This window comes from Marinomonas epiphytica, assembly GCF_054780655.1.
Window position 1 is genome coordinate 1 of the sequence record NZ_BAAGVX010000006.1, and the last position, 19,391, is coordinate 19,391.

A 19,391-nucleotide genomic window follows, 5' to 3' on the forward strand; every position below is an offset into this window, starting at 1 on the left:
AACATTGCTTCAGAAAATTGGCTGTGTATTGCGACGCAGTTTGAGATTAAAACTGGCCGCATAGTGGGGCATGAATATGCCATAGATTACTATTGCCAACAGCATCATCGACGCCGAAAACCTAACAAAGAACAGGTGAAATTGCTTGCTTAAAAGCAGTTCAGCAATATTTTCTAGTATCAAATGCCGAACCTTTCTGCCCCAGAATAAAGAAGAAGGCGATACTTCGTCGTTCTCTCTTAATTTTACGCTGCGCACCCCATAAATTTCCTATTTCTTTCTCGTATACCCCTCTCTGAATATAAATTAGAAAGTAGTTTTGGCTCTAGGGTTAGTAATTTGAGTGATTTTAAGTATGGCTGATTTTAAGAATGGCTGTCTTGCTTGGGAGGGTTGATTTTAAGTATGGCTGTCTTGTTTGAGGATGGTCTTGTTTGAGGATGTTTGAAAGTGAGTAAAGGTGGGTGTCTTGGTTAGGGGGGATTTGATGTGTTTTTGTTGTTGTGTGTTGCTTAAGTGTTTTTGTGCGTTTTTTGCACTAAAAAGTAAGAAAAAAACAAAAACACCTCAAACAATTTGCAAGGAGCGCTGCAAAGACTTTGTCATAGAGTAGTCAAGACACTTAATGACCTCTATAATACCTCGGTTTTTTGGTGAAGTGAGTTTGTGTTGTCGGTCAAAATCAGGCCGAAAGCTTATGCATGTTTTCCCGGAGGGGGGTAATAAGCAGGCACATTACGCTTTTGTGTTCAATTTATTGTTGGGCAGAACATATGTATAAAATTACAAAAGGCCTGGATCTTCCGATCTCTGGCGCCCCCAATCAAGTGATTGAAGATGCTGCAGTAACGAAAACTGTTGCAGTGATCGGTCCTGACTACCATGGTATGAAACCGACCATGCAAGTGCAGGAAGGCGATAAAGTTAAAAAAGGCCAGGTTATCTTTACAGATAAGAAAACGGCCGGTGTTAAGTACACAGCCCCAGCTGCCGGAACGGTTGTTGCGGTTAATCGTGGTGCTAAGCGCGTGCTTCAATCTGTCGTCATTAAAGTTGAAGGTTCTGACGCTGAAACGTTTGCTAGCTTTGCAGGCTCTGAGTTAAAAGGCCTAGAGCGCGATCAAGTTGTAAACAATTTGGTAGACTCTGGTTTATGGACTGCATTGCGTACTCGTCCGTTCTCTAAAGTGCCAGAAGTCGACAGTGTACCTAATTCTATTTTTGTAACTGCGATTGATACGAACCCTCTTGCAGCTTCTCCTGAAGTGGTACTAGAGGATCAGGCAGAAGCTTTTGCTGATGGTTTAACGGTATTAACTCGTTTAACACAAGGTAAAGTTTTCTTGTGTAAAGAAGCGGGCGCTAAAATTCCAACCACTTCTGATGTGCAAGTAGAGGAATTCTCTGGCGTGCATCCTGCAGGTTTGGCTGGTACACATATTCACTTTTTAGACCCTGTAAGCGACAGCAAAACAGTTTGGTCTATTAATTACCAAGATGTTGTGGCTATTGGTAAATTGTTTGTTACTGGTGAGCTTAGTGTTGAGCGTGTCGTTGCTCTTGCTGGTCCAAAAGTGAACAAGCCTCGCCTTGTTCGCACTCAGTTAGGTGCCAGCTTGACAGACCTAGTTGCCAATGAAGTTGCAGCTGAAGGTGAAAAACGTGTGATTTCAGGTTCTGTTTTGTCTGGTCGCAACGCTTTTGGTCCTTTTGCCTTCCTTGGGCGTTACCATAATCAGGTATCTGTTCTTGAAGAAGGTCGTGAGCGTCAAATGATGCATTACCTGCGTGCAGGTTTTGAGAAACACTCAGTATTGAATGTATTTATCTCAAAACTACTAGGTAAAAAATCGTTCGCCATGTCCACCACAACAAATGGTAGTGATCGTACTATGTTGCCACTTGGTAACTTTGAAGGACTAATGCCATTGGATATCCTACCAACACAACTGTTACGTTCATTGGTAGTGAATGATACCGAGCAAGCTCAGAAACTGGGTGCGCTTGAATTAGACGAAGAAGATTTAGCGTTATGTACTTACAGCTGTTCTGGTAAGTTCGAATATGGCCCGATTCTTCGTGATTGTCTGACTCTAATCGAGAAAGAGGGTTAATCCATGGGGCTTAGAAAAGTACTCGACAAAATCGAACCTGAATTTCATACAGGTGGTAAATACGAAAAGTGGTATGCACTTTTTGAAGCGGTAGATACAATCTTTTACCGTCCAAGCGCTGTAACGAAAAACGGCTCTCATGTACGTGATGCGGTAGACATGAAACGCATCATGATCTTGGTATGGATGTGTACCTTCCCGGCAATGTTCTTTGGTATGTACAACATCGGTTACCAAGCAAACATGGCTATCGATGCAATGGGGGTAGCACCTGCTGACTCTTGGCGTCATGGTATTATCGGAGCTTTGACTAACTACGATGTCTCAAGTGTTTGGGATAACATGATCTATGGTGCAAGTTACTTCTTGCCTGTTTATCTTGTCACTTTCGTTGTTGGTGGCTTCTGGGAAGTATTGTTTGCTGCTGTGCGTAAGCACGAAGTAAACGAAGGCTTCTTTGTAACCTCTATCTTGTTCTCTCTTTCCTTGCCTGCAACAGTGCCTTTATGGCAGGTGGCGTTAGGTATCACTTTCGGTGTGGTATTGGCGAAAGAAGTGTTCGGTGGTACGGGTAAAAACTTCCTTAACCCTGCATTGGCTGGCCGTGCGTTCCTATTCTTTGCTTACCCAGCGTCTATGTCTGGTGATGCGGTATGGACTGCAGTAGACGGCTTCTCTGGTGCTACGGCCCTTAGCCAACTAGCAGCAGACGGTGTTGCTGGTCTAACAATGGCTTGGTCTGATGCTTTCTTTGGCTTCATTCAGGGGTCAATGGGTGAAACTTCGACACTGGCAATTTTGATTGGCGGTGGCGCACTGTTGATCATGCGAATTGCTGCTTGGCGCATAGTGGCTGGTGTGATGCTAGGTATGGTACTGACGTCTATGTTGTTTAATGCAATAGGCTCAGATACTAACCCAATGTTTTCAACGCCTTGGTACTGGCACCTTGTATTAGGTGGATTTGCCTTCGGTATGATGTACATGGCGACAGACCCTGTATCAGCATCCATGACGAACCGTGGTAAATGGTTCTACGGTGCTTTGATCGGTATCATGGTTGTCTTAATCCGAGTGATCAACCCGGCTTACCCAGAAGGTATGATGTTGGCAATCTTATTTGCTAACTTGTTCTCACCTTTTATTGATCACTTCATTGTTCAAGCGAACATTAAACGGAGGATTGCACGCAATGGCTAGCAGTAACGATAGTATTAAAAAGACCATTATAGTTGCTCTTTCTCTATGTTTGGTTTGTTCCATTTTTGTTGCGGCAGCGGCTGTTGGCCTGAAGCCAATTCAGAACACCAACAAAGATTTAGACCGTAAGCGTAACATTCTGTCTGCCGCAGGCATGCTAGAAGCTAATAAGTCTATTGACGAGATTTTCTCCACCGTAGATACGCGCTTAGTGAACATGGCGACTGGCTCTTTTGCTACTGAGCAAGAGCTAGATGCTGCGGGTATTGATGTTGCGACTTACAATCAGCAAGCTGCTGCGAAAGATCCTGCTTTATCTGTAGCGTTGGAAAACGATCCGGCAAGCATTAAGCGTCGTGCTAAATTTGCTACGGTTTACATGGTGAAAACAGAGCAAGGTGATATCGAGCGTATCATTCTTCCGGTACATGGTTACGGACTTTGGTCTACTATGTACGGTTTCATCGCATTAGAAAACGACTTCGATACAGTCATTGGTTTTGGTTTCTATGATCAAGCCGAAACTCCAGGGCTAGGTGGTGAAGTTGATAACCCGAACTGGAAAGCATTGTGGGAAGGCAAAAAAGTATACAACGACCAAGGTGAAGCAGTTATTGCTTTGGCTAAAGGCGGTGTAGACAGTGCAGACCCTCAAGCCATGCATAAAGTAGACGGATTGTCCGGTGCCACACTGACGAGTCGTGGTGTCACTAACCTTGTTCAATACTGGTTAGGTGAAGAAGGTTTTGGTCCTTTCTTATCAACACTACGTAGCGAAGGAGTTCAATAATGTCGAATGTAAAAGACGTCCTATTTGGACCTATTCTTTCGAATAACCCAATTGCCCTACAAATTTTGGGTATTTGTTCCGCCTTGGCGGTTACAAGTAGTTTGAGTGTGAGCTTGGTTATGGCGATAGCTTTAACCATGGTAACGGCTTTTTCTAACTTGTTCATTGCGGTCATTCGTAGCCACATACCAAACAGTATTCGTATCATTGTACAAATGATCATTATTGCCTCTTTGGTAATTGTGGTTGACCAAGTGCTGAAAGCTTTTGCCTACGAAATTTCTAAGCAGTTGTCTGTATTCGTTGGTTTGATCATCACGAACTGTATCGTAATGGGGCGTGCAGAAGCCTTCGCAATGAAGAATGGCCCTGCAATGAGTTTCCTAGACGGTATCGGTAACGGTTTAGGCTACAGTGCTATGCTGATCATCGTGGCTTTCTTCAGAGAGCTATTGGGTGCAGGTAAATTATTTGGTGTGGAAATATTTGCTACAGTTCAAAACGGTGGCTGGTATCAACCAAATGGCTTGATGCTTCTTCCACCAAGTGCATTCTTTGTAATCGGTTTGGTTATTTGGGCTCTACGTGCTTATAAGAAAGAGCAAGTTGAAGAGCCTGAATTTAAGATTGCACCTAACTCACGTGCTCAGGAGGCGCTGTAAATGGAACATTTTATTAGCCTATTCATCAAAGCTGTTTTCGTTGAAAACATGGCTTTGGCCTTCTTCTTGGGTATGTGTACCTTTTTGGCTTTATCTAAAAAGGTTGAAACGGCAATTGGTCTAGGTATTGCTGTTGTCGTAGTACTGGCTATTACCGTACCTTTGAACAACCTCTTGTACCAAAATCTTTTAGTCGATGGTGCTTTAGAATGGGCCGGTCTACCTGGCGTCGATCTAAGTTTCCTAGGTTTGTTAAGCTACATTGGTGTAATTGCCGCAGTGGTTCAGATTTTGGAAATGACATTAGATAAATACATGCCTGCGCTTTACAACGCTTTGGGTGTATTCTTACCTCTTATCACTGTGAACTGTGCCATCATGGGTGCGTCTTTGTTCATGGTAGAGCGTGATTACAACTTCAGTGAAAGTATTGTATATGGTGTCGGTGCCGGTGTTGGTTGGGCGTTAGCGATTGCGGCGCTGGCTGGTATTCGTGAAAAGCTTAAATACTCAGATGTACCTGCAGGGTTACGTGGTCTTGGTATCACATTTATCACTGTTGGTCTAATGAGCTTGGGCTTTATGTCATTTTCTGGTGTTCAGCTTTAATAAGCTGTTCAGTTGGACAATCAAGAATAAGGTTTAACTAACATGGTCAACTTAGAAATTATTCTAGGTGTCGTGATGTTCACAGCCATTGTACTAGCATTGGTAGCAATCATTCTTGCTGCCCGTGCACGCTTAGTAAGTACTGGTGACGTGACTATCCGCATCAATGGTGAAAAAGAAATCACAGCCCCAGCTGGCGGTAAACTATTACAAACCCTAGCAAACAGCGGCATCTTCTTGTCGTCTGCTTGTGGTGGCGGTGGTACTTGTGCCCAGTGTAAATGTAAAGTAATGAACGGTGGCGGCTCTATGCTGTCGACTGAGCAATCTCACTTCACTCGTCGTGATGAGAAAGAAGGTTACCGCCTTTCTTGTCAGGTTGCAGTTAAGCAGGATATGGACGTAGAAGTTCCTGAAGAAGTATTTGGTGTAAAAGCTTGGGATTGTACTGTTGAGTCTAATCCAAACGTAGCCACTTTCATCAAAGAGCTGACGCTGAAACTTCCAGAAGGGGAGAACGTAGACTTCCGTGCTGGTGGTTATGTACAGCTTGAAGCGCCTGCTCATACGGTTCACTACAAAGACTTTGATATTGAAGAAGAATACCGTGGTGATTGGGATAAATTTAACCTATGGAAGTTTACTTCTAAGGTTGATGAAACGGTTATCCGTGCGTACTCAATGGCGAACTATCCAGAAGAGAAAGGCTTGGTTAAGTTTAATATTCGTATTGCTTCGCCACCACCGGGTAAAGACGATCTACCACCAGGACAAATGTCTTCTTACGTATTCAGCTTGAAGCCAGGCGATAAGATCAAAGTATACGGTCCATTCGGTGAGTTTTTTGCTAAAGATACTGACGCGGAAATGGTATTTGTGGGCGGTGGTGCAGGTATGGCGCCAATGCGTTCTCACATCTTCGACCAGCTTAAGCGTCTTAAGTCGAAGCGTAAAATGTCTTTCTGGTATGGTGCTCGTAGTATGCGTGAAGCTTTCTACATGGATGAGTACGATATGCTACAAGAAGAAAACGACAACTTTGAATGGCACCTAGCCTTGTCTGATCCTCAGCCAGAAGATAATTGGGAAGGTAAAACAGGTTTCATCCACAATGTGTTGTATGAAAATTACCTAAAAGATCACCCAGCACCAGAAGATTGTGAGTTCTATATGTGTGGGCCTCCAATGATGAACGCATCGGTTATTAAGATGCTTGAAGACCTTGGTGTAGAAAAAGAAAACATTCTACTGGACGATTTCGGTGGTTAATGTGTGAAAATAAAGGCCCACCTCTGGTGGGTCTTTATTTTGTTTTGAAAGATAGGCGATATGCGTAAAAAAATATTATTACCAGGTATTTTACTGCTTGCTTTATTAGTCGTTTATCGGCTGGCGGGTTTTACACCTGAATTGGTGAGCTTCTCTGGCCCCACAATGGGGACCACGTACACCGTTAAGTTTTATACGATTGAAGGGTTGGATAATCCTTGGGATTTGAAAGCTGATGTAGACAATGCCTTATTGTTAGTAAACAAACAAATGTCTACTTATGACCCTAGCTCTGAGTTATCTTTGCTAAATAAATCCGCGCCAGGTGAAAGCATGAGCGTTAGTGAGAGTTTGGCCTATGTGGTCGACAAAGCGCTTCTAATCAGTCAAATGAGTCAAGGTGAATACGATGTTACCGTTGGTCCATTAGTGAATTTATGGGGCTTTGGTCCTGGTAAGCGTGAAGATAAGGTTCCTACTGGCGCTGAAATTGCTCAAGCAAAACAGCGAGTTGGGTACCAGTCTATTAAATTAGATGGTCTGAGCTTAACCAAAGAGAAAAATGTTTACATTGATTTGTCCTCCATTGCAAAAGGCTATGGGGTTGACCAAGTTGCTAGTGTTTTAGAATCTCATGGTGTCACCAGTTATCTCGTTGAGGTGGGTGGTGAAATTCGCTCCAAGGGCAAAAAAGAAGACGATACCCCTTGGAAAGTTGCGATCGAGAGTCCTGCAGGTGGTCATTCTATTGCCGAAAGAATTGTTGCGGCGAACGATGTTGCCATAGCAACATCTGGGGACTACAGAAATTACTTTGAAAAAAATGGGGTGCGTTATTCGCACACCATAAACCCTATTACAGGAAAACCCGTAACCCATCGATTAGTGTCGGTAACGGTCATTGATAAAACAGCAACCATGGCAGATGGCTTGGCAACAGCCATTACCGTATTGGGCCCAGAAAAAGGTTTGGCATTTGCGGAACAAAATGGGGTTGCTGCGTATCTACTGGTTAAGACAGATTTTGGCTATGAAGAGCGGGTCGCCACGGCTTTTCAAGCTTATATAGATTAATTAAACGTTTTGAGGTGATACATGTTAACAATTGTTTTAGCTTTCGCATTAATGCTCGCGTTAGTGGCTGCCATGGCAGTAGGTGTTTTGATGGGTAGAAAACCTATTTCGGGTTCTTGTGGTGGCATGAGTGCTCTGGGTATGGAAGTTGCCTGCGATATTTGCGGTGGCGACAAAGGAAAATGCGAAAAAGAGACTAAGAAAGCAAAGCATGATGCTAAGGTTAGCGCAGATTTTTACGACGCATCTAAATAATTTGATTTTTTAAGGGGCAATTATGACGACTAGACATTACGATGTCGTAGTACTAGGCACAGGGCCTGGTGGTGAAGGTGCTGCAATGAACGCAGCCAAGGCTGGCAAAAGAGTTGCGGTAGTTGAAGCAAACCCTAAGGTTGGTGGTAGCTGTACTCATCTTGGTACTATCCCGTCCAAGGCCTTGCGTCACGCCGTAAAAGAGATCATCGCGTTTAACACTAACCCTATGTTCCGTGATATTGGTGAGCCACGCTGGTTCTCTTTCCCTAAAGTGCTTGATCGCGCAAATAAAGTGATCGATAAGCAAGTCATGGGGCGCACTGAATACTATGCTCGTAACCGTATTGATGTATTTTTTGGTCGCGGTAAGTTCAAAGATGAAAAGACCATTGAAGTAAATACTTATGAGCGCGGTCCTGAGCTTCTGGTTGCCGATAAAGTGGTTGTTGCCACGGGGTCTCGTCCTTATCGCCCAACAAATATCGATTTTAATCATCCGCGAATTTACTGCTCAGATACAATCTTGAGTCTAAGTCATACGCCGCGCTCTTTGATTATCTACGGTGCCGGTGTCATTGGTTGTGAGTATGCTTCGATCTTCTGTGGTTTAGGTGTTCGAGTTGAGCTTATTAACCCTGCTAAGAAGCTTTTGAGTTTCCTAGACGATGAAATTACCGATGCCTTAAGTTACCACTTACGTGATAACGGCGTACTGATTCGTGATAACGAAACTTATGAGTCAGTTGAAACCAATGAGCGTGGTGTCGTAGTGAACATGGTATCAGGTAAAAAGCTACGTGCTGATGCTTTATTGTTCTGTAATGGCCGTTCTGGTAATACTAACAACTTAGGGCTTGAAGAAATCGGCCTTGAGGTGAACAGCCGTGGTCAATTAGCTGTAAATGATACTTACCAGACTCAGGTTGAAAATGTTTATGCAGTGGGGGATGTGATTGGTTGGCCTAGCCTTGCTAGCGCTGCTTATGATCAAGGCCGTGCTGCTGCTGCAAACATGTTTGGTGCAGAAGGTGGGGAGTTTATTAGCGAAGTGCCAACAGGTATCTACACGATTCCTGAAATCAGCTCAGTCGGTAAAAATGAGGCGGAATTGACCGCAGAGAAAGTGCCTTACGAAGTAGGCCGTGCCTTCTTTAAAAACACTGCTCGCGCCCAGATCACAGGCGAAGCCGTTGGTATGCTGAAAATTCTTTTCCATAGAGAAACGTTGGAGATTTTAGGTATTCACTGTTTCGGTGACCAAGCCTCCGAGATCGTTCATATCGGTCAAGCAATTATGAAGCAACCAGGTGAGCAAAACACCTTAAAGTACTTCTTAAATACCACATTTAACTACCCGACTATGGCTGAAGCTTATCGTGTAGCGGCATTAAACGGCTTTAACCGAGTTTTTTAATCCTTCCTCATGATCTAAAAAAAGCGCCTGAGGCGCTTTTTTTGTATCATTTTTTAAAGTAACAGGCTCTTATTAGCTATTAAGAGCCTATTTTCTTTATATGACAAACAGATCCATGAATTTATGGACTGGTGTTTGCTCCAGCTCAGGTTGGTTCTTGCAAAGATTAAATATCTGTTGGCTACGACCACTAGGGAAGCGAGTGGCTAAGTTAGCTTGGAATTTTTGCTCCAGCAGTGGGATGCCTTCAGCACGACGGCGGCGATGCCCTACAGGGTATTCAACGACCACTTCCTCTGTTGAAGAACCATCTTTAAAGAACACTTGAATGGCATTGGCAATAGAGCGTTTGTCGGCCTCTAAGTATTCTCGAGTGAAGCGTTCGTCTTCAACAATCTCCATTTTGTCTCTTAGCTCGTCAATAATTGGGTTGGCTGCATGGAAGTCGTCTTCATAATGTTCAGCTACAAGGTTACCAAAAGCCAGTGGGACAGCGGTCATATATTGCAAGCAGTGGTCACGGTCAGCTGCGTTTGCTAATGGACCCACTTTAGAGATGATACGGATAGCCGACTCGTGAGTGCGAATGACAATTTTTTCAATTTCATTTAAACGATCTTTCACTTGTGGGTGAAGAGTTACAGCGGCTTCGGCTGCTGTTTGTGAATGAAACTCAGCTGGGAACGAAATCTTAAAGAGCACGTTTTCCATGACATAGGAGCCATAATCTTGGCTGAATTTAAATTGACGGTCTTCAGGTGCTTTTAAGGCTTGGTCTTTATTTGTTTTCGAGAAGGATACATCATAAAAGCCCCATTGAGGTGCTGTTAATACTCCAGGAATGCCCATCTCGCCACGTAGAGACATATCTGCTAAGCGAACAGCGCGGGAAGTTGCATCGCCAGCTGCCCAGGATTTACGTGAACCTGCATTGGGAGCGTGGCGGTAAGTGCGAAGAGCAGAACCGTCTACCCAAGCTTGAGAAATAGCGGCCATAATTTGTTCGCGATCCCCGCCCATCATTTTGGCAACGACAGCGGTAGAAGCAATGCGAACTAATAGTACGTGACAAAGGCCAACACGGTTGAAGGAGTTCTCTAACGCAATAACGCCTTGAATCTCATGGGCCATAACCATGGCTTCCAGAACCTCGCGCATTGTCAGTGGTGCTTCCCCATGGGAAACTCTCACTTGCGATAAATGGTCAGCGACTGCCAAGATGCCACCTAGGTTATCGGAAGGGTGTCCCCATTCTGCGGCAAGCCAAGTGTCATTGTAATCCAACCAACGAATAATACAGCCGATATCCCAAGCTGCTTTCACTGGGTCAAGAGTGAAAGAGGTGCCGGGAACACGGGCACCGTTAGGTACGCTGGTGCCTTGAACCATGGGACCTAAATGTTTAGTACATTCAGGGAAGCGCAGTGCTAATAAGCCACAACCTAACGTGTCCATTAAGCAGTTGCGAGCGGTATCTAACGCTTCTTGGCTACTAATTTTATAATTCATTACATAGTCAGCAATATCTTGGATGACTTTGTCGTATTCAGGGCGATTGTTTAAATCAACGTTTGCACTCATGATGGTTCCTTTAATTAGTCATATCCCATGAATGGGGATTTGAATAGGGGAAAACCCTAAAAATTTAAATGTTTAAAAATTTATGCCGCCATTAGGCTCTTTTTTCTATGGCTTGCCATTGGGCTGTTTCCGGTCCGGTATAATCCGCACTTGGTCGAATAATGCGGTTGTTGGCTCTTTGCTCCATGACGTGGGCAGCCCAACCTGTAACGCGAGAGCAGACAAAAATAGGCGTAAATAGCTTTGTTGGAATGCCCATAAAACGATAAGCACTGGCATGAAAAAAATCTGCGTTACAGAAAAGTTTCTTTTCGCGCCACATGACACTTTCGCAGCGTTCAGAAACTGCGTATAAGTGAGAGTCACCAACTTCTTCGGACAGTTTTTTAGACCACTTTTTAATGATGTCGTTACGTGGATCACGTTCTCGGTAAATGGCATGTCCAAAGCCCATTATTTTTTCTTTATTTGCGAGCTTTTTGAGAATGGCTTCTTCTGCTTCGTCGGCAGATTGCCAAGGGTCAATCATATCCATGGCAGCTTCATTGGCGCCACCATGTAGCGGCCCCCGTAAACTGCCAATGCCTCCAGTGATGCACGAATGCATATCCGATAAGGTAGAAGCACAAACTCTGGCAGTAAAAGTTGAGGCGTTGAACTCGTGCTCGGCGTATAAAATCAGTGAAGCATTCATGACTTTTTCATGTAAAGGCGAAGGCGCTTCGTCGTGTAACATGGTTAAAAAGTGGGCGGCTAAACTATCAACTTGTGAGTTGGTGGTATCAATTCGAACGCCCTCATGGCTGAATCGATACCAGTACAAAATAATGGCAGGCAAGCTGGCCACTAATCGGTCGGCTGCATCAAACTGGCCATCGAAATCGATTTCTGGTTCCAAGTTGCCTAAAAATGAGCAACCTGTACGCATCACGTCCATGGGGTGAGTGTCTTGAGGAATCAGTTCCAAGGCAGCTTTGAGAGCGGCTGGAAGTGAGCGTAACCTCATTAAACGGGCTTTATAATCTGTTAACTCTTGCTGATTCGGTAGCTTGTTATAGAGTAATAAATAGGCCACTTCCTCAAAGCAAGCTTTTTCAGACAGCTCTTCAATGTCATAGCCTCGATAGGTCAATCCTGATCCTGTTTTGCCAACAGTACAAAGTGCGGTCTGCCCAGCGCTTTGTCCCCGCAAACCGGCTCCTGATAATGTTTTGCTAACCATTCGATATCTCCATTTTTATTGTTAGTGAGATAGTAAGTGGCCAGTATGCATTGGCCACTGGGGTTACTTATTCCTATTACTTTTCTTGAGAGAAAAGTGCGTCGAGCTTTTGCTCATAATCGTGGTAGTTAAGGAAATCATATAAGTCCATGCGCGTTTGCATTGTATCGACCACATTGCGTTGGTGGCCGTCATTTAATAAATGTTGGTATACGTTCAACGCGGCTTGATTCATTGCACGAAAAGCACTTAAAGGGTAAAGCACCATATCGACGCCTGCACCGGCAAGCTCTTCTCGACTAAATAGAGGTGTTGCGCCGAATTCGGTAATATTGGCAAGCACAGGTACTTTAACGGCATTAACAAATTCTTGATATTGTTCTAGGGTCAGCATAGCTTCAGGGAAAATCATGTCCGCACCGGCTTCAACGCAAGCAACCGCCCGGTCAATAGCGGAATTCATACCTTCAACGGCGAGGGCGTCAGTACGTGCCATAATGACAAAATTTTCATCTACACGTGCATCCACACAGGCTTTGATACGGTCAACCATTTCGGCTTGGCTAACAATGGCTTTGTTGGGTCTGTGGCCGCAGCGCTTTTGTTGAACTTGGTCTTCAATGTGAACGGCAGCTGCGCCAGCTCTTTCCATTTGTTGAATTGTGCGAGTAATGTTGAAAGCGCCACCAAACCCGGTATCAATGTCTACTAATAAAGGTAATTGGCTCGCTGTTGTGATGCGGCGCACGTCTTCGAGTACGTCGTTCAGCCCAGTCATACCAAGATCAGGTAGGCCGTAGGAGGCATTCGCCACGCCGCCGCCGGAAAGGTAAATGGCATGATGACCGGTTTGTTCAGCCATCATGGCGCAATAGGCGTTGACAGTACCAACGATCTGCAATGGTGATTGGTCTTGAATCGCTTTACGAAAACGTGCCCCCGGTGATGCTAATGTCATACTTTCCTCACTTTTTTGTTGTTATTGGCTGTGGTTAGCCAGTAATTTCATGCGACCTTGTGTTTTTCAACATCGCTTTTTTTAATAAGTTGGCCGCACGGCTAATGTGGCGGCGCATTAATAACTCTGCTAAGTCGCCTTCGCGGTTAGCAATGGCGTCTAAAATGGCTTTATGCTCACGCAAAGCCTGTCTTGGGTCTGGTCGTGAGTCTGCTGTATGGCGTCGAAAAATCCGAATGGTCGCGTAAAGGTCTTGGGTAAGGACGCGCACTAATCGTTTGTTCTGACTTGCTTTGATGATGCGTAGGTGAAAGTCTTCATTCCCGTATTGGTTGGCGTAATGTTCATCTTGATTAGCATCTAAAAAGGCTTGATGTTCATCAAGTAGCTTATAAAGATCGGCAATTTCATTTTCACTAATAAGTTGAGAGGCAAGCCTAGCGGCCATGCCTTCCATTGCTTCGCGCAATGTGAAGGTTTCTAATAAATCTTCAATATCAAGTTCAATGACTCGTGCGCCTATATTTGCCGTGCGCGTAATCAAGCCAAGCGCTTCTAATTTGACCAAAGCTTCTCGCAAGGGACCGCGAGAAACGCCGTGGCGTTTGGCTAGCTCCGGCTCAGATATCTTGCTTCCCAAGGGGAGAGTGCCTTCAATGATTTCAGACGTTAAGCGCTGAGTTAAGTCGTCGGATAACGTAATAGGTTTTAATTCGGCCACTTTGCTCACAGTTAAATCCTGTCTGATTGTCTACAATATGATAGTTATAAATCTAATAAAGGCTTTTATCAAGTAAAATTGTCAACAATATATGCGTTTATTGAGTGTGTTTCTAATTTTTAGTGATGAATTGTCGACACATTCTTTGACAGTCTGCGGTCTAAGGGATAAGAGGGGCTCTAAAAAAACAAAACCCCAGCGAAGCTGAGGTTTGTCTAGAAGGCGAGTAAGGTGGGACTTGTTTAACTTCCTTTGACTGCGTAAATGCCACGTATATTGCGGAAGTATCCTTTGAAGTCCATGCCGTAACCAAATAAAAAGCGATCTTCAGCGTCAGCTCCTACATAAGTTGGAGAAAGGTCTACTTTACGGTCGTGCAATTTGTTAATCACAGTCGCGCTATGTACTTGTTCTGCGCCTTGTTCTTCCAACCATTGAATAATGGCTTGGAGGGTATGGCCTTGGTCGAAAATATCATCAACCACTAAAACGTGTCGGCCTTTTACTTCGACTTGCGGGTAATTGATCCAATTGAGTTGCGCGGAACCTTCCATCTCCATGCCATAGCGAGTGGCATGAAGGTAATCAAGCTCTAACGGAAAAGCGAGTCGGCTTATTAAGTCAGAAGTAGGAATTAATCCACCATTCATGACGCATAACACTAAAGGTAGCTTGTCACTTAAATCTGCTGTGATTTGCGTGGCCATTTTATCTAAGGCCTGATCAATTTGCGCCTCGTTAATAAGGCAATCCGCTTCGGACAGAATGGTATTGAGCTCGTTAATTGTATCTTTCATGGGGAACCTTGCTAATTAATTGCGGTATTCTACCTAAAACTGAATTGCTTGCTAAGCCTTTTTCGAGTGTATCGTTGCGCACACGCAAATGGATGTCAGGATGATCAGCCAAGTGGATTGTAGCCAAACAAGAAAAATCGGTATGGCGGCAAAAGCACCATAGATCACTTGGTAGTTAGCAAATAATTGTGCAAAGGAAGAAAAAATATTGTTCAAAATAAACAGAGCAATGCTTCCAAGAAGTGCGCTAAGGGCTGCCCACTTGAGCGAGACTTCCGCATTAGGTGTTAAAAAATTTAGCGTCAATAGCATCAAGAAATAAAGAATGATGCTACCTATGTCCACTAAGTTGTTAATTAATGTGCTGATGTCATTGTCTTGAATCTGAAAAGAAATAAGGGCGCCATAAAGGCTGATTAAGCCTGCGAATAAAATGGGTCCAAGAGTCAATATTGCCCAGTAAGTGAGTAGTCGTTCGCGGATTTTTCTGGGCGTATAAATTTGCCAAATGGACTGTACGCTGTTCTCAAAATTGTTGAGTAATAATAGAGCAGTGATAAACAACACCATCAGCCCAGCAATAGGTAGATTCTTCGCTTGTTCAGAAAATTGTATTAAATAAGGTAGAACGACCTCGCTAGAGCCTGGCACCAAGTTGTTTTCCATCAAGGAAAAAAACTGCGTCTGCATTTTTTCTAAAGCGGGGGTGAAACTCAAAATGCCCAGAATAATCGTAATAATAGGTACGGCGGCCAGTAAGCTTGAGAGAGTAAGTTGGGCGGCTTTTTGTGATAGGTTACTTTGTAAAAACCTTTGGTAGGTTAAAGTGATGTACTCTTTAATAGTCGCGCGATTCATAAGTCGATGTCTGTGTTAACGGTTCGAGTCCGTATATCATAAAGTAGATGGTAGGGAGCGTATAGCTTTTACAATTGGTGAAAGTTTGTTCTCAAGGTTGTTTTTACACTAAAGATTCTCGTAAATTTCTCTTTTAATCGGCTTTTTTATGTCAATTGGTTGACGATTGATATTCCATCCCTATAATAGCCCACCACACGAAATGTAATGAGTTCTGCTCCGTTAGCTCAGCTGGATAGAGCAACCGCCTTCTAAGCGGTAGGTCACTGGTTCGAATCCAGTACGGAGCGCCATTTCAGCCCATTACTTTATGAAAATACATTAAGGTTTTGTTGGTTAAGATTCCTTAATCATTTGATTAAGATGCGCCAGCAAATAAAGCTAGTTCCCGTGAGGAAGTTTTATGCAAGTTTCTGTAGAAACAACATCTCCAATTGAGCGCGTTTTAACCATCAGCGTTCCTGCTGCTCGAATCGAAGAAAAAGTAAGTTCTGAAGTGGCTAAAACTGCAAAAACAGTTCGTATTGACGGTTTCCGTAAAGGTAAAGTGCCAGTTAGCCTAGTGAAAAAACGCTACGGGCAAAGCATTCGTCTAGAAGCTGTTGAGCAAATCATGCGTGACGCTTACATGGAAGCCCTACAAGCTGAGTCAATTCAACCAGCTGGTATGCCAAATATTGAGCCTAAGAACTTTGCAGAAGGCGCTGACCTTGAATTTACTGCGAAAGTTGAAGTTTACCCAGAGATTACGTTAGCGGATTCTTCTGCTATTAGTGTTGAGCGTGTTGTTTCAGAAGTAACAGACGCTGACGTGGACACTATGCTAGAAACATTGCGTAAGCAAAATGCTGACTGGAATGCGGTAGAGCGTGAAGCAGCTGACGGCGACCAAGTAACAATCGATTTCGTTGGCTACCTAGGTGATGAAGCGTTTGATGGTGGTGCTGCTGAAGGTCATAAGCTAGTTTTGGGTTCAAACACTATGATTCCAGGTTTTGAAGCGGGTATCTTAGGTGCTAAAGCAGGTGAAGAACGTTCAATTAACGTTACCTTCCCTGAAGACTACCAAGCAGAAAACTTGAAAGGTCAAGAAGCGACATTCAAAATTACGGTTTCTGAAGTTGCTGAACAAGTGCTTCCTGAAATCGATGATGCTTTCGTTGAAAAATTCGGTTTGGCTGAAGCTACCGTTGATGGTCTTCGTGCAGAAGTGCGTAAGAACATGGAGCGTGAATTGAACCAAGCGGTTAAAGCTAAGCTAAAAACAGCGTTGTTTGATGGCCTAATTTCTATCAACGAAGTAGAAGTGCCTGCGTCTGTTGTTGATCAAGAAGTTGATGCACTACGTAAACAAGCTGCTCAGCAGTTTGGTGGTGAAGGTTTTGATGCTTCCCAATTACCTGCAGAATTGTTCCAAGATGAAGCGGCAAAACGTGGTAAACTTGGTCTTTTGATTTCTGAAGTAATCAAGCAAAACGAATTAGAAGTAGACGAAGAGCGTGTCCGTGCCTTCCTAGAAGACATGGCTCAGGCTTACCAAGAGCCTCAACAAGTGGTTGAGTTCTACTTGAAGAATAAAGAGCAACTTGCACAGGTTCAATCTGCTGTACTTGAAGAGCAAGTTGTTGATAAACTGTTAGAATCTGCTCAAGTTACTGAAGTAACTTTGGGTTATGAAGATGCTATCAAGCCAACAGCCCAAGCTGAAGAAGCTGGGGAAGAAGCATAAGCGTTAGCTTATCTTTTTAATAAAGGCCGACATAGCACATGCTATGTCGGCCTTTTCGCTTTTAAGGAATAAGATATGAATTTGACGAACCCAACGACAGGCCCAGTTGCTATTACAAGTAATGGCCTTGTTCCTATGGTAATTGAACAAACAGCCCGCGGTGAGCGATCTTTTGATATATATTCCCGCTTGCTAAAGGAACGAGTGATCTTCTTGGTTGGTCAAGTTGAAGACCATATGGCCAACCTAGTGGTTGCTCAATTATTGTTTTTGGAATCAGAAAATCCTGATAAAGATATCCACCTTTACATTAACTCTCCAGGTGGTTCTGTAACGGCAGGGATGTCTATTTACGATACTATGCAGTTTATTAAGCCCGACGTTAGTACCATGTGTATTGGTCAGGCTGCTAGTATGGGTGCGCTTTTATTGACAGCTGGTGCAGAAGGTAAGCGTTATTGTTTGCCTAATTCTCGTGTCATGATTCACCAACCGTTAGGCGGTTACCAAGGGCAAGCGTCTGATATTGAAATACACACACGAGAAATTTTGAGTATCAAGCATAAGTTGAATGAAATTATTTCTTTCCACACAGGAAAAGACATTGAACAAGTTGCCATTGATACAGATCGTGATAACTTTATGAATCCAGAGACGGCAAAAGAATACGGCCTGATTGATGATATTTTACAAAAACGTACAGTTTAAAAAGGGTGGATTAAATGTCTGACGATAATTTTAGCCAAGGCGACCACTCTGATCGGCTATTATATTGCTCTTTCTGCGGAAAGAGCCAAGACGAAGTAAAGAAGCTGATTGCGGGTCCTTCAGTATACATCTGTAACGAATGTGTTGACCTGTGTAATAACATTATTACGCAAGAGTTATCCCAAACTACAGTAGAGGCTACTGCCGACGATGAGCTGCCAACACCAGCTAAGTTAAGCGCTGCGTTGGATGAATACGTTATTGGCCAAGATAAGGCCAAGAAGGTGCTTGCGGTCGCGGTATACAACCACTATAAACGCTTACGCCATAAGGGTAAAACCGATGATGGCGTCGAGCTTGGTAAGAGTAATATCTTGCTGATCGGCCCTACTGGTAGTGGTAAGACTCTGCTTGCACAAACCCTTGCTCGTGTTCTAGATGTGCCGTTCACTATTGCAGATGCGACGACACTAACAGAAGCAGGTTATGTGGGTGAAGATGTAGAAAACATTATTCAGAAGCTGCTGCAAAGTTGCGACTACGACGTTGAAAAAGCGCAACGTGGCATAGTATACATTGATGAAATTGATAAGATTTCTCGTAAATCTGACAACCCTTCTATTACCCGTGATGTGTCTGGTGAAGGGGTGCAGCAAGCGCTGTTGAAATTAATTGAAGGAACGGTCGCTTCCGTGCCTCCACAAGGTGGACGTAAGCATCCTCAACAAGAGTTTTTGCAGGTTGACACATCGAATATACTGTTTGTTTGTGGTGGTGCCTTTGCTGGTTTAGAGCGCGTCATTAGCGAACGTACCGAGAAAAGCAGTATCGGTTTCTCTGCGAAAGTGAAAAGTAAAGAAGAAGGTAAGTCTTTCTCTGAAGCTGTACATCAGGTAGAAACAGAGGATCTTGTGAAGTTCGGGTTAATACCTGAATTTGTTGGACGTCTGCCTGTCGTGGCAACATTGTCAGAATTAGACGAAGAAGCCTTGATGACCATTTTGAGTGAACCAAAGAATGCTTTAACTAAGCAGTATCAACACTTGTTTGAGTTAGAAGGTGTTGAGCTTGAGTTTACGACAGAGTCTCTTCGTGAGGCGGCGGGTTTGGCGTTAGAGCGTAAAACCGGTGCCCGTGGCTTGCGCAGTATTTTAGAAACGGCTTTGCTGGATTCTATGTATGAGTTGCCGACAAGAAATGATGTCGTGAAAGTCGTTATGGATGGTCCTTCTATTCGTGGTGAATCAACACCTCTTATGGTATTAGAAAAAGAAGATGTAGCTGAAAATGGCTAGCTTTCGCTAATGCCTCCAGAAGCCGATGTGTGGTCATTTCTTGTCCTCATATCGGCTTTTTTTGTTTTGGGTGAAAAAAAACACCTTAATGTAAGTTATTCTTATTTATGTGCTTGTTTTTTTACAGTTTGT

General features: G+C 43.7%; 18 protein-coding genes and 1 tRNA gene. 13 read left to right on the top strand and 6 right to left on the bottom strand.

What is annotated here, in order from left to right:
- Nucleotides 1-773: 773 nt before the first annotated feature.
- From ACYVGZ_RS02875 to sthA, 9 genes are read left to right on the top strand one after another with little or no spacing between them, the layout of a single operon-like run.
- On the top strand, nt 774-2,114 hold the full coding sequence (locus ACYVGZ_RS02875) for a Na(+)-translocating NADH-quinone reductase subunit A (RefSeq protein ID WP_460750943.1): 1,341 nt from the start codon (nt 774-776) through the stop codon (nt 2,112-2,114).
- Nucleotides 2,115-2,117: 3 nt separating this feature from the next.
- Nucleotides 2,118-3,314, top strand: coding sequence for an NADH:ubiquinone reductase (Na(+)-transporting) subunit B (locus ACYVGZ_RS02880; RefSeq protein WP_460750946.1), 1,197 nt, complete (start codon nt 2,118-2,120; stop codon nt 3,312-3,314).
- Nucleotides 3,307-4,104, top strand: coding sequence for a Na(+)-translocating NADH-quinone reductase subunit C (locus ACYVGZ_RS02885; RefSeq protein ID WP_460750948.1), 798 nt, complete (start codon nt 3,307-3,309; stop codon nt 4,102-4,104). Before ACYVGZ_RS02880 ends, ACYVGZ_RS02885 begins: the two co-directional genes overlap by 8 nt.
- Nucleotides 4,104-4,766: an NADH:ubiquinone reductase (Na(+)-transporting) subunit D gene (locus ACYVGZ_RS02890; RefSeq protein WP_460750951.1), complete on the top strand. Its 663-nt coding sequence runs from the start codon at nt 4,104-4,106 to the stop codon at nt 4,764-4,766. The genes ACYVGZ_RS02885 and ACYVGZ_RS02890 overlap by 1 nt, the downstream gene beginning before the upstream one ends.
- Complete coding sequence (gene nqrE, locus ACYVGZ_RS02895; protein WP_460750953.1) at nt 4,767-5,375, top strand: NADH:ubiquinone reductase (Na(+)-transporting) subunit E; 609 nt, start codon at nt 4,767-4,769, stop codon at nt 5,373-5,375.
- Nucleotides 5,376-5,417: 42 nt separating this feature from the next.
- Nucleotides 5,418-6,644 (top strand): NADH:ubiquinone reductase (Na(+)-transporting) subunit F, encoded by a 1,227-nt coding sequence (gene nqrF, locus ACYVGZ_RS02900; RefSeq protein WP_460750956.1) that lies wholly within the window; start codon nt 5,418-5,420, stop codon nt 6,642-6,644.
- A gap of 60 nt (nt 6,645-6,704) precedes the next feature.
- Nucleotides 6,705-7,718 carry an FAD:protein FMN transferase gene (locus ACYVGZ_RS02905; protein ID WP_460750958.1) on the top strand — a complete coding sequence of 338 codons (1,014 nt, stop codon included), beginning with the start codon at nt 6,705-6,707 and terminating at the stop codon, nt 7,716-7,718.
- A 21-nt stretch (nt 7,719-7,739) separates the two neighbouring features.
- Complete coding sequence (gene nqrM, locus ACYVGZ_RS02910) at nt 7,740-7,973, top strand: (Na+)-NQR maturation NqrM (RefSeq protein WP_460750961.1); 234 nt, start codon at nt 7,740-7,742, stop codon at nt 7,971-7,973.
- A 22-nt stretch (nt 7,974-7,995) separates the two neighbouring features.
- The gene (sthA, locus tag ACYVGZ_RS02915; RefSeq protein ID WP_460750963.1) at nt 7,996-9,390 is read left to right on the top strand and encodes a Si-specific NAD(P)(+) transhydrogenase; all 1,395 of its coding nucleotides are present in this window, start codon (nt 7,996-7,998) and stop codon (nt 9,388-9,390) included.
- Nucleotides 9,391-9,486: 96 nt separating this feature from the next.
- Here the strand turns inward: sthA and prpD are convergent, their stop codons facing one another.
- The 6 genes from prpD to ACYVGZ_RS02945 form a co-directional block, all read right to left on the bottom strand.
- Nucleotides 9,487-10,971 carry a 2-methylcitrate dehydratase gene (prpD, locus tag ACYVGZ_RS02920; RefSeq protein ID WP_460750966.1) on the bottom strand — a complete coding sequence of 495 codons (1,485 nt, stop codon included), beginning with the start codon at nt 10,969-10,971 and terminating at the stop codon, nt 9,487-9,489.
- Nucleotides 10,972-11,062: 91 nt separating this feature from the next.
- Nucleotides 11,063-12,193, bottom strand: a complete 1,131-nt coding sequence (gene prpC / locus ACYVGZ_RS02925) for a bifunctional 2-methylcitrate synthase/citrate synthase (protein ID WP_460750968.1) — start codon at nt 12,191-12,193, stop codon at nt 11,063-11,065.
- A 76-nt stretch (nt 12,194-12,269) separates the two neighbouring features.
- Entirely contained in the window at nt 12,270-13,151 is an 882-nt protein-coding gene (gene prpB / locus ACYVGZ_RS02930) for a methylisocitrate lyase (protein ID WP_460750971.1), read from the bottom strand.
- A gap of 34 nt (nt 13,152-13,185) precedes the next feature.
- Entirely contained in the window at nt 13,186-13,881 is a 696-nt protein-coding gene (locus tag ACYVGZ_RS02935) for a GntR family transcriptional regulator (RefSeq protein WP_460750974.1), read from the bottom strand.
- A gap of 233 nt (nt 13,882-14,114) precedes the next feature.
- Nucleotides 14,115-14,669 carry a hypoxanthine-guanine phosphoribosyltransferase gene (locus ACYVGZ_RS02940; RefSeq protein WP_460750977.1) on the bottom strand — a complete coding sequence of 185 codons (555 nt, stop codon included), beginning with the start codon at nt 14,667-14,669 and terminating at the stop codon, nt 14,115-14,117.
- Between the two features lie 51 nt (nt 14,670-14,720).
- Complete coding sequence (locus tag ACYVGZ_RS02945) at nt 14,721-15,527, bottom strand: YihY family inner membrane protein (RefSeq protein WP_460750979.1); 807 nt, start codon at nt 15,525-15,527, stop codon at nt 14,721-14,723.
- A 216-nt stretch (nt 15,528-15,743) separates the two neighbouring features.
- On the opposite strand from ACYVGZ_RS02945, the gene ACYVGZ_RS02950 reads away from it, so the two are divergent.
- The 4 genes from ACYVGZ_RS02950 to clpX all read left to right on the top strand — a co-directional run bounded on the left by ACYVGZ_RS02950 (nt 15,744) and on the right by clpX (nt 19,259).
- Nucleotides 15,744-15,820 (top strand) — tRNA-Arg (locus ACYVGZ_RS02950).
- 110 nt (nt 15,821-15,930) lie between these two features.
- The gene (gene tig, locus ACYVGZ_RS02955) at nt 15,931-17,256 is read left to right on the top strand and encodes a trigger factor (protein ID WP_460750982.1); all 1,326 of its coding nucleotides are present in this window, start codon (nt 15,931-15,933) and stop codon (nt 17,254-17,256) included.
- Nucleotides 17,257-17,331: 75 nt separating this feature from the next.
- A complete protein-coding gene (gene clpP / locus ACYVGZ_RS02960) occupies nt 17,332-17,964 on the top strand; it encodes an ATP-dependent Clp endopeptidase proteolytic subunit ClpP (protein WP_347982335.1) in 633 nt (210 codons plus the stop codon).
- A 14-nt stretch (nt 17,965-17,978) separates the two neighbouring features.
- The gene (gene clpX, locus ACYVGZ_RS02965; RefSeq protein ID WP_460750986.1) at nt 17,979-19,259 is read left to right on the top strand and encodes an ATP-dependent protease ATP-binding subunit ClpX; all 1,281 of its coding nucleotides are present in this window, start codon (nt 17,979-17,981) and stop codon (nt 19,257-19,259) included.
- Nucleotides 19,260-19,391: the final 132 nt, after the last annotated feature.

Excerpts from the sequence above, each read along its gene's own strand:
- ACYVGZ_RS02945 (WP_460750979.1), bottom strand. The coding sequence starts at position 15,527 with ATGAATCGCGCGACTATTAAAGAGTACATCACTTTAACCTACCAAAGG.
- prpB (WP_460750971.1), bottom strand. The coding sequence starts at position 13,151 with ATGACATTAGCATCACCGGGGGCACGTTTTCGTAAAGCGATTCAAGAC.
- ACYVGZ_RS02875 (WP_460750943.1), top strand. The coding sequence starts at position 774 with ATGTATAAAATTACAAAAGGCCTGGATCTTCCGATCTCTGGCGCCCCC.
- tig (WP_460750982.1), top strand. The coding sequence starts at position 15,931 with ATGCAAGTTTCTGTAGAAACAACATCTCCAATTGAGCGCGTTTTAACC.
- clpP (WP_347982335.1), top strand. The coding sequence starts at position 17,332 with ATGAATTTGACGAACCCAACGACAGGCCCAGTTGCTATTACAAGTAAT.
- ACYVGZ_RS02940 (WP_460750977.1), bottom strand. The coding sequence starts at position 14,669 with ATGAAAGATACAATTAACGAGCTCAATACCATTCTGTCCGAAGCGGAT.
- ACYVGZ_RS02885 (WP_460750948.1), top strand. The coding sequence starts at position 3,307 with ATGGCTAGCAGTAACGATAGTATTAAAAAGACCATTATAGTTGCTCTT.
- sthA (WP_460750963.1), top strand. The coding sequence starts at position 7,996 with ATGACGACTAGACATTACGATGTCGTAGTACTAGGCACAGGGCCTGGT.
- prpD (WP_460750966.1), bottom strand. The coding sequence starts at position 10,971 with ATGAGTGCAAACGTTGATTTAAACAATCGCCCTGAATACGACAAAGTC.
- nqrE (WP_460750953.1), top strand. The coding sequence starts at position 4,767 with ATGGAACATTTTATTAGCCTATTCATCAAAGCTGTTTTCGTTGAAAAC.
- ACYVGZ_RS02890 (WP_460750951.1), top strand. The coding sequence starts at position 4,104 with ATGTCGAATGTAAAAGACGTCCTATTTGGACCTATTCTTTCGAATAAC.
- ACYVGZ_RS02880 (WP_460750946.1), top strand. The coding sequence starts at position 2,118 with ATGGGGCTTAGAAAAGTACTCGACAAAATCGAACCTGAATTTCATACA.
- clpX (WP_460750986.1), top strand. The coding sequence starts at position 17,979 with ATGTCTGACGATAATTTTAGCCAAGGCGACCACTCTGATCGGCTATTA.
- ACYVGZ_RS02905 (WP_460750958.1), top strand. The coding sequence starts at position 6,705 with ATGCGTAAAAAAATATTATTACCAGGTATTTTACTGCTTGCTTTATTA.
- prpC (WP_460750968.1), bottom strand. The coding sequence starts at position 12,193 with ATGGTTAGCAAAACATTATCAGGAGCCGGTTTGCGGGGACAAAGCGCT.
- nqrF (WP_460750956.1), top strand. The coding sequence starts at position 5,418 with ATGGTCAACTTAGAAATTATTCTAGGTGTCGTGATGTTCACAGCCATT.
- nqrM (WP_460750961.1), top strand. The coding sequence starts at position 7,740 with ATGTTAACAATTGTTTTAGCTTTCGCATTAATGCTCGCGTTAGTGGCT.